A 12,259-nucleotide genomic window follows, 5' to 3' on the forward strand; every position below is an offset into this window, starting at 1 on the left:
AGCCCGGCGGGTACGGGAAGCCCGGCGGGTACGGGGAGCCCGGCGGGGGCGGAGAACCCGGCAAAGGCACAGAGCCGGGCCGGCGCGAAGGGCTGGGTGGCCACGCTCCTGCCCGCGTTCTGCGCGGTGGCCGTCTACGCCTGGTCGGCCTGGTCCTTCGGAAGCGCCTCGGCGCCGTCCACCACGGTCGCGGTCATGGTCGGCGGGGCGGCGGTCCTCGCCGCGGCCGTGGCCTACTACCTGCTCGTCGACGGGGTGATGGGCCTCTGGGGCGCGCTGGCGCTGGTCGGCGCGCTGCTGCTCACGGTGGCCACCGCCGACCAGTGGGCCTCGCGCGGGGCGGTCGCGGACTGTGTCGTGGTGAAGGTCCACGAGGAGAAGCACGTCTCGGTCGGCGAGGGCGGCGGCGAGCGGACCGTGTACCGCCACACCCTGCGCTGCCCGGGCGCCTATCCGTCGGCCCTGGCGGAGAACCGCCGGCTCGCCCCGGACGGCGGTGAGGTACGGGTCGCCTACGATCCCCGGCGACGGGTGGCACCGGCGGTGGCGGGCTCGTCCCCGCCCTGGGGCCAGGCGGTCTTCGCCGTCCTGCTGCTCGCGGCCGCGACGGCGGGGGCGCGGAGGTTCAGCCGCGCGGGCCGACGGGAGCGGGAGACCCGGTCAGGTCCATCAGACCGGCCGCCGTCGGCCGGAAGCCGCACCGCTCGTGGAAGGCGGTGAGGTGCGGCTCGAAGTCCACGTGCAGCCAGTGCGCGCCGCGCTGCCGGGCGGCCTCGGCGGCGGCCCGTACGAGGGTGACGCCGAGCCCCTGCCGGCGCTCGTCGGGGTGGACGGTGGTGTCGAGGAGGAAGGCGTGCACGCCCCCGTCCCCGACGACGTTCACGTACCCGACGAGCCTGCCCGCCCGGCGGGCGGTGGCCCGGAGGAGGCTGCGGGTCAGGACGGGGCCGAAGTCGGTGTCCCGGTGCCCGGGCCAGGCGGCGTGGAAGAGGGCGTTGAGCTCGTCGCCGGTGAGCTCCGCGTCGACCTCGACGACGAGGTCCGTCACGCGGGGCCGCCGGGGGTGACGGTCAGCGCCATGGACACCGTACGGACGGCGATCGAGCCGTACGGGGTGCGGAGTCGCAGCCAGGGACCGGAGGCGAAGAGGGCGACCGGGGCCTCGGTGTCCGCGGCCGGGAGGAAGCCCAGCGACTGCGCGGCGTGCACGGCCCGCAGCGGGAGTCCGGTGGGCCCGAGGGTCCGGGACCAGATCTCACGGCCGATCCGGTCGCGCTCGGCCCTGGTGCGGAGCTCCTCGGACAACTCCTCGTCCCGCGCCCGGAATTCGGCGACGGCCGCGGCGACCGCGCCACGCATCTCGGCGGCGCCGGGCAGCCCGGCGACCGGCCGCCAGCCGGCGCGGGGCGGGAGGACACCGGTCCACGGGGGCCCGGTGACGGAGTCCGGTACGACCGCCTTGCCCGCCGACTCCTCGACGCCTTCGAGGAGTTCACCGGCGGAGACGGTGACGTCGAGGTCGACGTCGTCGACCAGCCGGGCCGTACGGATCGCGAGCACCTCGAAGGACGCCGGCCGACCGAAGACGGCCAGCGCCCCGCCCCCCGCCTGGAGGCGGACGGCGGCGGCCCGGTCGTAGTGGACCAGCCGGGTCAGGAAGGCGGCGAGGGCCGCCGCCTCCCTGGCGTCGGCGAAGTGCAGCGGCGCGAGCACGGTCATGCTGCGGACGTCATCCCGTCGTCGACGTACTCCTGGAGGAACTCGCGCTCCTCGGCGGAGATCCTGCGCGGCCGCTGTGCCTCCAGGTCGAAGGGCACGACGACCGTGGACGCCCGTACGTACGTGACCTCGGGGTCCTTGATCTCGTACGCGATCGTCAGCGACGCCGCGCCTATCTTCGTCACCCAGGACTCGATGGTCACCGGCTCGTGCCGGTGGACCAGCGGCCGCACGTAGTCGATCTCGTGCCGGGCCACGACGGACCCGCCGGAGAACGAGGGGGAACCGTCCCCCGGCGCGAGCCGGAACATGAAGTCGATCCGCGCCTCTTCCAGGTACCGCAGGAAGACGACGTTGTTGACGTGCCCGAAGGCGTCCATGTCCGACCAGCGCAGGGGACAGCTGTAGATGTGGCGCACGCTCAGCCTCGGGTCAGCTTCTTGTACGTGGCACGGTGCGGGCGGGCCGCGTCCGGGCCGAGACGCTCGACCTTGTTCTTCTCGTACGACTCGAAGTTGCCCTCGAACCAGAACCACTTCGACTCACCCTCGTACGCGAGGATGTGCGTCGCCACCCGGTCCAGGAACCAGCGGTCGTGGGAGATGACCACGGCCGCGCCCGGGAACTCGAGCAGCGCGTTCTCCAGCGAGGAGAGGGTCTCGACGTCGAGGTCGTTGGTGGGCTCGTCGAGGAGCAGCAGGTTGCCGCCCTGCTTGAGGGTGAGCGCGAGGTTCAGACGGTTGCGCTCACCACCGGAGAGCACACCGGCCGGCTTCTGCTGGTCCGGGCCCTTGAAGCCGAACGCGGAGACGTAGGCGCGGGAGGGCATCTCGACGTGGCCGACGTTGATGTAGTCGAGCTCGTCGGAGACGACGGCCCACAGCGTCTTCTTCGGGTCGATGTTGGCGCGGCTCTGGTCGACGTACGAGATCTTGACGGTCTCGCCGACCTTGACGGAGCCGGAGTCCGGGGTCTCCAGACCCTGGAGCATCTTGAAGAGCGTGGTCTTGCCGGCGCCGTTCGGGCCGATGACACCGACGATGCCGTTACGCGGCAGGGTGAAGCTCAGGTCGTCGATGAGGACCTTGTCGCCGAAGGCCTTGGAGAGGTTCTCGACCTCGACGACGATCGAGCCCAGACGCGGGCCCGGCGGGATCTGGATCTCCTCGAAGTCCAGCTTCCGCATCTTGTCGGCCTCGGCCGCCATCTCCTCGTAGCGCGCGAGACGGGCCTTGGACTTGGCCTGACGCCCCTTGGCGTTCGACCGCACCCACTCGAGCTCCTCCTTCAGACGCTTCGCACGCTTGGCGTCCTTCTGGCCCTCGACCTTGAGGCGGGTGGCCTTGGTGTCGAGGTAGGTGGAGTAGTTGCCCTCGTACGGGTGGGCGCGACCGCGGTCGAGCTCCAGGATCCACTCGGCCACGTTGTCGAGGAAGTACCGGTCGTGGGTGACGGCGACGACGGTGCCGGGGTACTTGGCGAGGTGCTGCTCCAGCCAGTTCACCGACTCGGCGTCGAGGTGGTTGGTGGGCTCGTCGAGGAGGAGCAGGTCGGGCGCCTCGATGAGGAGCTTGCAGAGCGCGACGCGGCGCTTCTCGCCACCGGAGAGGTTCGTGACCGGCCAGTCGCTGGGCGGGCAGCCGAGGGCGTCCATGGCCTGCTCGAGCTGCGCGTCGAGGTCCCAGGCGTTGGCGTGGTCCAGGTCCTCCTGGAGCTTGCCCATCTCGTCCATGAGCGCGTCCGAGTAGTCGGTCGCCATGAGCTCGGCGACCTCGTTGAAGCGCTTCAGCTTCGCCATGACCTCGGCGGCGCCGTCCTGGACGTTCTCCAGGACGGTCTTGGTCTCGTCGAGCGGGGGCTCCTGGAGGAGCATGCCGACGGTGAAGCCGGGCGACAGGAACGCGTCACCGTTGGACGGCTGCTCAAGGCCAGCCATGATCTTGAGAACGGTGGACTTACCGGCACCGTTCGGGCCGACCACACCGATCTTCGCACCCGGCAGGAAGCTCAGCGTCACGTCATCGAGGATGACCTTGTCGCCGTGCGCCTTGCGCGTCTTGCGCATCGTGTAGATGTACTCAGCCAAGAGAAACCGTCCGGCAAGGAGTGAGTGGGCAGATACACCCCATCTTGCCTGACCGCCACCCCCGGGGGCGAACCAGTAGGCGAGGAGCCCGCTGACGTGCGGGTTCTCGGGACACCCGCGTATCCGGTCTGTCACTGTTGGTCGCGATCATCACTTCTGCCCGCCGACCCCCGCAGCCTCATCGACATGCTGGGCGAGGACGACCGGGTGGCGTGCGCGCGTGAGCAGCTCGCCGACTTCCTTCCGCGCGCCCCGCCGGACGACGACGGCGACGACCTGGTCGCTTCCGCGCCGCAGACCGGCGCGGGTGGCGCGCGCAGCCCGCAGCCCGGAGCCCGGAGCCCGGAGCCCGGAGCCCGGACGTGCGACGACCCCGGACGCTGACGCGTTCCGGGGTCGTGCGGTGATCACGGGGTGATCATGAGGTGACGCGGATCACTCCACGGGATCGGGCGGCTTCCCGGTGCCGGCGGGGCCGGCACCAGGGGCCTGGGATCAGGCGCCGGCGGTCTTCTTCTTGCGGAGGAAGAACACCGCGCCGCCGCCGATCACGACGAGCGCGGCGGCGATGCCCGCGATCATCGGGGTGGCGTTGGAGCTGCCGGTCTCGGCGAGGTCGCCGCCACCGGTCGTGGTGGAGCCGGTGGTGCCGCCCGTGGTGTCACCGGTCGTGGGAGCGGTGGTCGACGGGGAGGGCTCGGTCGAGGGCTCCGTGGTGGGGGTCTCGGACGGCTTCGGGCCGGGGGTGGCCGTCTTGCAGTCCAGGACGCCCTCGAAGGTCTCCTCGAAGCCGTTCGGGCCGGTGATGGTGAACTTGTACGCCTCGTCCTCGGCGAGCGGGACCGCGATGGTCTTCTTCTCACCGGGGGCGACGGTGTACGAGGTGCCCTTCAGGTCGAAGGTCCAGGGCTCGTCGCCCTCGTTGGACGCGATGACCTCGAGGCCGCCCTTGGCGCAGTCCTTGGCGACCGTGACGGCCGGGACGGCACCCTTCTTGGCCCAGGTGACCGAGGCCTTGGCGCTGACGGTCGACTCGCTGGAGCCGGCCAGGATCAGGGTCTGGCTCTTGCCCTTGATGCTGACGAAGGCACGGCCGAGGGAGACCTTGGTGGAGGCTTCGGCGGTCAGCTCGGCGGTGCCGTCGGCGGTGCCGGCGGGAACGTCGAAGAAGACCTGGTCGCCGTTCTTGGCCTCGGTGACGGCCTTGCCGTCCTTGTCCACGATCTTGACGCCGTCCGGGGTGCCCGCGGCGGTCGTCAGCTTGGCGATCTGGGCGTTGGTGGAGACGGTGATCGGGCCGAGCCGGTCACCGGCCTTGCCCGCGACCGAGGACGGGGAGAGCGAGAGGGAGGCCTTCGGCTCCTCCAGCTTGACCGCGTCCTTCAGGAGCTGCTCGGTGAGCTTCTGGGCGTCGGCGCTCTTCGGCGTCGCCGTCACGTCGTCGGACAGGGTCCAGATGGCGGCCTGGGTGGCCGCGGCGGCCTCGTCCTTCGACAGGTCGACGTCGAGCTTCTTGCCGAGCTCCTCGGCGGAGAGCTTCGGGTAGCCGTGCTCGAGGATCCAGAGGATCTTTCCGGCGTTCTCGTTGTTGTGCAGGGAGGACTCGTCCCAGCCGACTTCCTTGTAGTCGAAGTCGTGCTTGGCCGGCGTCCGGAGGTCGATGCAGTAGGTCTGGAGAGTTCCCCCGCCCTCGACCTGCATCTTGAAGAGGCCGCCCTTGACGCCCCACTTCGAGCCGTCCTTCTCGGCGATCTCGACGTCGTCCCGGTCGGTCATCCCGCCGAGCTTCGCCGTCACACCTCCGGTGCCCTGGGCAGGGTCGTCGGCCAGCGCCGGACCGGCGGTCGCTATCGCACCAGCCATGACAAGGCCGGACACGAGGGCGGCTGCGGCGAGACGCGCGGCGCCTCGTCCACGAACTGAATACATTGCTTTCCCCTCCGGGCGAGTCGCTCCACGAACCATGGACTGGTTTCGCGTGGGGGGAGCGCACGCCAGCAGATCACAGACCCGATGGGCTCACGTGCCACATGAGTACCCGGGAATCCTAGGGATGCGGAACCCCCGGGTGCCCGGCCATACGGTCAGATAACCATTCCGAATCGGAATCGTTATCACGCAGGGCGAGTTGGTCGACAAATCGCCACAACACAAGGTCAGGGCACGGTCACCAACCGCGCCGTCGACTCCGCCGCGGCCTCCACCGCCGCCACCGCCCAGGGGTCCCGGTCCGGCGCCGGACCGAGCGTCACATCCCTCTCCGCCGCCCCCGCCCCTGGTTCCACCGGAGGCCCTGCCCCCGGCTCGGCTCCTGGCCCGCCTCCTGGCCAGACTCCCGGCTCCGCCTCGGCCCTGAGCGGCCGTGCCGCCCGCCGGAAGGCCGCCGTTCCCCGGCTCAGATCATGCCCCACGGCCAGCGCCGCCACGTCCACGAAGGTCTTGCGCTGCCCGTCCCGCTCGTCCTCACGCACCCTCAGCCTGCCGTGCACCACGAGCGGTTCACCGACGGACACCGAGGCCGCCAGATTGGCCCCGAGGGAGCGCCAGGCCGACACCGTGTAGAAGCTGGTGGGTCCGTCGGACCAGAGCCCCTTCTCACGGTCCCAGCGGCGCGCCGTCACCGCGAAGCGGAACCTGGCGAACCCGCCCGTCGCCGTGTCCCGGTACTCCACCGCCGTCGCCACGTTGCCGACGAGCGTCACGGTCGTGTCGTTCATGGTCCGTTCCCCCACCCTGCGTTCACGCTGCTGTCTCTTCACCGGTCGGACACCATCGTGGGGCCGCGGAGAAGATGCCGCCGGGGGCTGTGGACAGGGGCGGGAATGTGGACAACTCCCTCACCCGGAAGGGTGTGTCGGAGGGCTCCGAGGGGGTCCGGAGGTGTGCCGGGAGGGGGTCCGGAGGTGTGCCGGGAGGGGGTCCGGAGGTGTGCCGGGAGGGGGGTGCCGGAGGCGTGCCGGGAGGGGGGTGCCGGAGGCGTGCAGGGAGGGGGTGCCGCGGGGGCGCCTGAGGCGCGCCGAAGGGATGGCGGAGGCGCACCGAGGGGAAGGAACCCGCGGGACGAGGGCGCCGCTACCTCCCCCGTACCCCCGTCCGCGTCGCACCCAGCCGCCCCGTACCACCGCGGCTTCCGCCGACGATCCGGGCCGACGGGCGCGTGCCCACCACCGTCGCGTACTGCTCGCGCACCTCGCGGTAGCGCATCAACTCCGCCGCCACCGGGTCGAGCACCCGGGCCCGGCCGCAGGCCGCCGCGGCCTCGCGCAGCCGGCGTTCGGCCTCCTGCCCGTACCGCCGCGCGGGGCCCTTGACGGCTCCCTCGCAGGCCCATTCGACGAGCGGTCCGCCGATGATGCCGCCGAGCATCACGAGGACCGGCGGCAGCAGTCCCGGCTCGACGACGCCGACGATCTGCCCCACCAGCCACAGCGCGCCGAAAATCTGCAGGAGCGTCATCACCGCCTGGGCGAGGACGGCCGCGGGCCACCAGGCGGGGCGGGGCGGCCGGGCCGCCGCGTCGCCGATGGTGACCGTGAGCTCGTCCAGTGCCTCGGGCAGCCCTTCCGCCCCGCGTGCCGCCGCCTCGCGCACGGCCTGCGCCCAGGGGGCCGGGAGACCTCGGGAGGCCTCGTCGGCGACGACCCGCACCGCCTGCTCCACGCGCTGGCGCGCCGTCAGTTCGTCCTCCACCGGGGTGGCGAGGTGCGGGTCGGTGGAGCCGTGCTCGCGGATCCGCTCGTACCAGCGGTAGAGGCGCAGCCAGGGCGTGCCGCAGGCGCGGATGGCGCCGCGGCGCCAGACCCGTTCGGCGGCCTCGCCGGCGGCCTGTGCTCCGACGGCGACGCCGAGCCGGTCGGTGAAGGCGTCGCGGGCGCGCTCGTCGAGTCCGGACCGGCCCTCGGCGAGATAGGCGGGGCGGAGCCGGGCCGCGGCGGCGTCGACGTCGGCGGCGAGCCGGCGCTCGGGAGCGGTACGTTCCTGAACGAATCCGGCCACCATGTCCCGTAGTTCGGGTACGCCCTCGCCGGTCAGGGCGGAGACGGCGAGGACGGTGGCACCGGGTTCGCCGTGCTCGCCGAGCGCGACGCCGTCCTCGTCGAGGAGGCGGCGGAGGTCGTCGAGGACGAGGTCGGCGGCCTCCGTGCCGAGCCGGTCGATCTGGTTGAGGACGACGAAGGTGACCTCGGCGTGCCCGGCGAGCGGCCGGAGGTAGCGCTCGTGGAGGGCGGCGTCGGCGTACTTCTCGGGGTCGACGACCCAGATGACCGCGTCGACGAGGCCGAGGACCCGGTCGACCTGGTCGCGGTGGGCGGTGACCGCCGAGTCGTGGTCGGGGAGGTCGATGAGGACGAGCCCCTGGAGCCCGGTGTCGACGGCGCCGCCCGCGAGCGGCCGGCGGCGCAACCGGCTGGGGACGGCCAGCCGGTCGAGCAGTCCGGCGGCGCCCTCGGACCACGAGAGCGCGATGGGCGCGGAGGTGGTGGGGCGGCGGAGTCCGGTCTCGGACACGGGGACGCCGGCGAGGGCGTTGAAGAGCGTGGACTTGCCGCTGCCGGTGGCGCCGGCGATCGCGATCACGGTGTGCCGGGAGGAGAGCCGCTGCCGGGCGGCGGCCTCGTCGAGGACCCGTCCGGCCTCGGCGAGGGCCTCGCTCTCGACCCGCGTGCGGGAGAGCCCGACGAGTTCGTGGAGGGCGTCGAGGCGGGCGCGGAGGGGCCCGCCGTAACTCCCGCCGAGGGGCGGCAGGGTGTCGGGCTCCTGCGTGTCGCCGGGGAGCACGTCGCCGACGGCGGCACCCCGCTCGGCGGCGCGCCGCGCGATCAGCCCGTCGTCCCAGCGGCCCGACTGCTCGCGATCGCGCTCGCGATCGCGCTCGCGGGTACCGTCGCGGTCGCGGGTACCGTCGCTGTCGCGGGTACGGGTGTGGTCTCCGCCGCCTCCCGCGGCAGGGGCACCGGCAGGAGCGCCGGCACGGGCCCCGGCATCGCTTCCTCCCCCATCGGCACGGGCTCCGGCGCGCGACTCGTCGTCGTCCACGGCGTCACTTCTCCTTCTGCAGTACGGAGAGCGCGGCGATCAGCTCCGCCTGCGGCTCGGGGGTCACGTCGAGCGCTTCGAGGGGCGCGAGGCGCCGGTCGCGTTCGGCGTGCAGGACACGGTCGACGTTCGAGAGGACCAGCTCGCCGCCCTTGTCGCGCAGGCGCAGGGCGGCCTGGGCGCCGAGGAGTTCGGCGAGGCGCTCGCCCGCGGCCCTGGTGCGGCGGCCGCCGAGGAGGGCGGCGGCGAGGAGCGCGGCGACGGTGTCGGCCTCGGGGGCGGCCGTACGGGGGGCGGACGGGCGCTCGACGGTGCGCACCTCCTCCTCGGCGACTTCCTCCAGGACGCGGCGCCAGCGCCGTACCTCCACGCCGATCCGCTCGGCCGTGTCGCGGTCGCCGCCGGTCGGGGCGGGGCCGAGGGCGTCGGCGGCGGGTTCGCGGCGCCAGGCGTCGCGGACGCGTTCCTCGGCGGCGGAGACGGCGCAGTGGAGGAGGGCGGCGAGGGACTCGGTGAGTGCGTCGAGGAGCTCGTCGGCGGTGCTGTCGCGGGGGTAGGCGCGCCAGCGGGTGCGGGCGTCGCCGGCGAGGACGGCGCCGCGGCCGAGCTGTTCGCGCACCCGCTTGGCCTGTTCGCCGTAGGCGGCTCGGACGGCGCCGCCGAGGCGGACGGAGGCGGCGTACTGGGCGGCGACGGCGCCGGCCAGTTCGGGGAGGCGGGCGTCGAGGGAGTCGATGACGCCGGTGGCGGTCCGGTCGGCGGCCTGCTGGCGGGCGGCGGGGTCCTGGGCGCGGTGGGCGAGCCAGCCGCGCAGGGCGGCGACTGCGGAGTCGGGGAGGAGGCCGCTGCCGCCGTCGGCGGACTCGGGGAGTTCGGGGATGGTGAAGCGGGGCACGTCGCCGAGACCGGCCTTGTCGAGGAGGGCCTCGTACTGGCGGGAGACCTCGCCGATGACCTGGTGGGGGACACGGTCGAGGACGGTGACGAGGGTGGCGTCGTACTCCTTGGCGGTACGGAGGAGGTGCCAGGGCACGGCGTCGGCGTACCGCGAGGCGGTGGTGACCATCACCCAGATGTCGGCGGCGCAGATCAACTCGGCGGCGAGGAGCCGGTTCTCGACGACGAGGGAGTCGATGTCGGGCGCGTCGAGGAGGGCGAGGCCGCGGGGCATGGAGGCGGCGGTCTCGACGCGGAGCGCGTTCTCCTCGGGGGGCGGGGCGTCGTCGGCGTGGTCGTCGTCGGCCTGGGGCAGCCAGACGCGGGTGAGCTGCGGGAGGACCCGCATCCCGGCGAACCAGTGGTGGTCCTCGGGGTGGCAGACGAGCACGGGGGTGCGGGTGGTGGGCCGGAGCACGCCGGACTCGCTGACGCGGCGCCCGACGAGGGAGTTGACGAGCGTGGATTTGCCGGCCCCGGTGGACCCGCCGACGACGGCGAGCAGCGGGGCGTCGGGATCTTTGAGCCGGGGCACCAGATAGTCGTCGAGCTGAGCGAGCAGCTCGGCCCGGGTCTGCCGGGCGCGTGGTGTGTCGGGGAGGGGGAGGGGAAGGCGCACGGCGGCGACACGGTCGCGCAGGGCGGAGAGTGCGTCGATCAGCTGAGGCCGTTCGTCCAAGGTCACCACATGCGAAGAATGCCCAATTTATGAGTGTTTTTGAAGCCTATTGCGGCCCTGCGCGCCGAACAAAGAGGTGGTGACCGGAACCTCAGGCATAACGAGTGCACAACACCCGCCCCGAGCGATGCGAAAAGCGCTGCGCGAATCGCACCTGCCTGCGATTATCGTTCCGCTTCACCGAACCTCCACATCGTGCCACGCAGGTGAAGCAACCGGGCCAAGGCGATCGGAGCCCTATCCTTGTCCCGGCAGGCCACACCCCACCCACAAGGGGCTCCTGGCCACACGGCCACCACCCGGCCCCCGTAGCTCAGTGGATAGAGCAGGTGCCTTCTAAGCACTTGGCCGCAGGTTCGAGTCCTGCCGGGGGCGCTCCGCGATCGACCCTCCTTCGGGAGGGTCTTTTTGCTGTTCAGGGGCAGTTTTCGGCCACGGGCGGGGGGCGCCGGGGAGAGGGCGTCGGGTGGCTCGGACCGAAGTCTCGGGACGCCCGCCCGGCCGTCAGCGCGACCGCACGGGGTGCCTGTCAGAAGCGGGTGGGATGATCCGCCGCATGGCTACCTGGCTCGACAGCACCGACTTCGCCCGCTACGCGCTCATCCCGGAGGAACTCCTTCCGGCATGGGAAGGGACCGAGGCGGACGACGTGATCGACGAGTACGTCTCGGCCCTCCGGATGGCCGGCCGCGACGTCCTGACGCTCGGCGCCGAGCCCCTGTCCGTCACCTGGCTCGCCGAGCCCCTCACGTTCGCACGCTGGTGCTACGCCGACGACGACACGGGACTGCTGTCCGCCGTCCGTGCCGCCACGACAGCCGACGGCTGGAAGGACGTCCTCTCCCTCGAACTCGGAGGGCGATACGTGCTGATCGACGCCGCCTACGAGGCCGACAGGATCCTCGGCTCCCTGCGGGACGCACGCCGGCCGGCGGAAGCACTTCGTGTCGAGCTGCCACCGGGCCGCTACCGCGTCCAGTCACTGACCATCGATCCCGACCCGAACACGCAGTTCATGCTGGACCGATTGCTGCCCGAATAGTCGGTCGGCCCACCGGCCCTTCCTCTGGTGGGATGCGGTCATGCACTACTACGACCTCAGCCCTTACGCCTACTGCGCCGCGGAGGACGGTGACGTGTTCACCGAAGTCAGCACCGGCACGCGCTTCGTCACCGTGCGGGGCTCCTACCGGCGGCTCAACATCGGCTGGCTGGAAACGGGACGGCCCTGGACGACCGGGCCTGCGCCCGCGGAGTTCACGTCCAAGCTGCTGACAGTACTGGAGACGCAGGCCGTGAACGAGGCTCTCGGCCTGCACGAGTGTGACCTGTGCCCCGAACCGCTCGACGACGCCCACCCCTGGTACGAACCCCGGCAGGGGCACCGGCGCGCGAGCGCCGGCACGGGCGAGATACGGGTGCCCGGGGCGCCGGGAACCGCCTACGCGGCCCCCTCTCTGATCGGGCACTACGTACTCGACCACAACTACCTGCCACCCCGGGAGTTCATCGACGCCGCCCTCGCCTTCGACCTCCAGGACCGCTCGCCCGCCCACCCCTGGATAGCCTTCCCCTGGATCCCCGACGACGCCGAGCTGTACGACGCCCTGAACGACTGACGGCACCTGCCGGGACCACAGTGACAGGGAGCCCAGGAGGCCCGTGTCGCTGCCGGGGATCCGGCTCGGCTCAGCCGCACGCACACCTTCCGACACCAACCCCCGGCCTACCGGCCCGCTGCAGCAGCTCAGCTCACCGTCCCGGTGGGGCGCCACGTCCTTCGCCGCGACCGTGACCGCAAC

The 12,259-nt window shown here is 72.3% G+C and carries 12 protein-coding genes and 1 tRNA gene; 5 read left to right on the top strand and 8 right to left on the bottom strand.

All coding sequences use genetic code 11. From position 1 onward, the window contains the following. The first annotated feature begins 96 nt into the window (after positions 1-96). Positions 97-720, top strand: a complete 624-nt coding sequence (locus ACIP8Z_RS15215) for a hypothetical protein (protein WP_402083268.1) — start codon at positions 97-99, stop codon at positions 718-720. On the opposite strand, the gene ACIP8Z_RS15220 is transcribed toward ACIP8Z_RS15215, so the two are convergent. From ACIP8Z_RS15220 to ettA, 4 genes are read right to left on the bottom strand one after another with little or no spacing between them, the layout of a single operon-like run. After that, positions 626-1,048 carry a GNAT family N-acetyltransferase gene (locus ACIP8Z_RS15220; protein ID WP_402083271.1) on the bottom strand — a complete coding sequence of 141 codons (423 nt, stop codon included), beginning with the start codon at positions 1,046-1,048 and terminating at the stop codon, positions 626-628. The genes ACIP8Z_RS15215 and ACIP8Z_RS15220 overlap by 95 nt on opposite strands. Next, positions 1,045-1,719: a hypothetical protein gene (locus ACIP8Z_RS15225; protein WP_402083273.1), complete on the bottom strand. Its 675-nt coding sequence runs from the start codon at positions 1,717-1,719 to the stop codon at positions 1,045-1,047. The genes ACIP8Z_RS15220 and ACIP8Z_RS15225 overlap by 4 nt, the downstream gene beginning before the upstream one ends. Next, a complete protein-coding gene (locus ACIP8Z_RS15230) occupies positions 1,716-2,138 on the bottom strand; it encodes a thioesterase family protein (protein WP_336624850.1) in 423 nt (140 codons plus the stop codon). The genes ACIP8Z_RS15225 and ACIP8Z_RS15230 overlap by 4 nt, the downstream gene beginning before the upstream one ends. A gap of 2 nt (positions 2,139-2,140) precedes the next feature. Further along, entirely contained in the window at positions 2,141-3,805 is a 1,665-nt protein-coding gene (gene ettA, locus ACIP8Z_RS15235) for an energy-dependent translational throttle protein EttA (protein WP_055600388.1), read from the bottom strand. Positions 3,806-3,991: 186 nt separating this feature from the next. On the opposite strand from ettA, the gene ACIP8Z_RS15240 reads away from it, so the two are divergent. Beyond that, positions 3,992-4,189, top strand: coding sequence for a hypothetical protein (locus tag ACIP8Z_RS15240; RefSeq protein ID WP_402083276.1), 198 nt, complete (start codon positions 3,992-3,994; stop codon positions 4,187-4,189). 111 nt (positions 4,190-4,300) lie between these two features. Here ACIP8Z_RS15240 and ACIP8Z_RS15245 read toward each other — a convergent pair whose 3' ends face one another. The 4 genes from ACIP8Z_RS15245 to ACIP8Z_RS15260 form a co-directional block, all read right to left on the bottom strand. Then, complete coding sequence (locus tag ACIP8Z_RS15245; protein ID WP_402083279.1) at positions 4,301-5,734, bottom strand: LAETG motif-containing sortase-dependent surface protein; 1,434 nt, start codon at positions 5,732-5,734, stop codon at positions 4,301-4,303. Positions 5,735-5,961: 227 nt separating this feature from the next. Beyond that, entirely contained in the window at positions 5,962-6,522 is a 561-nt protein-coding gene (locus tag ACIP8Z_RS15250; RefSeq protein ID WP_402083281.1) for a single-stranded DNA-binding protein, read from the bottom strand. A gap of 355 nt (positions 6,523-6,877) precedes the next feature. After that, the gene (locus ACIP8Z_RS15255) at positions 6,878-8,584 is read right to left on the bottom strand and encodes a GTPase (RefSeq protein ID WP_402083847.1); all 1,707 of its coding nucleotides are present in this window, start codon (positions 8,582-8,584) and stop codon (positions 6,878-6,880) included. A gap of 262 nt (positions 8,585-8,846) precedes the next feature. Further along, positions 8,847-10,457: a dynamin family protein gene (locus ACIP8Z_RS15260; protein ID WP_402083850.1), complete on the bottom strand. Its 1,611-nt coding sequence runs from the start codon at positions 10,455-10,457 to the stop codon at positions 8,847-8,849. Positions 10,458-10,759: 302 nt separating this feature from the next. On the opposite strand from ACIP8Z_RS15260, the gene ACIP8Z_RS15265 reads away from it, so the two are divergent. From ACIP8Z_RS15265 to ACIP8Z_RS15275, 3 genes are all read left to right on the top strand, one after another. Further along, a tRNA-Arg gene (locus ACIP8Z_RS15265) sits at positions 10,760-10,832 on the top strand. A 181-nt stretch (positions 10,833-11,013) separates the two neighbouring features. Next, positions 11,014-11,499, top strand: a complete 486-nt coding sequence (locus ACIP8Z_RS15270) for an Imm21 family immunity protein (protein WP_402083284.1) — start codon at positions 11,014-11,016, stop codon at positions 11,497-11,499. A gap of 40 nt (positions 11,500-11,539) precedes the next feature. Beyond that, entirely contained in the window at positions 11,540-12,076 is a 537-nt protein-coding gene (locus ACIP8Z_RS15275; RefSeq protein ID WP_402083286.1) for a hypothetical protein, read from the top strand. Positions 12,077-12,259: the final 183 nt, after the last annotated feature.

It is taken from the genome of Streptomyces sp. NPDC088553, from assembly GCF_044752965.1.
Classification (GTDB): domain Bacteria; phylum Actinomycetota; class Actinomycetes; order Streptomycetales; family Streptomycetaceae; genus Streptomyces.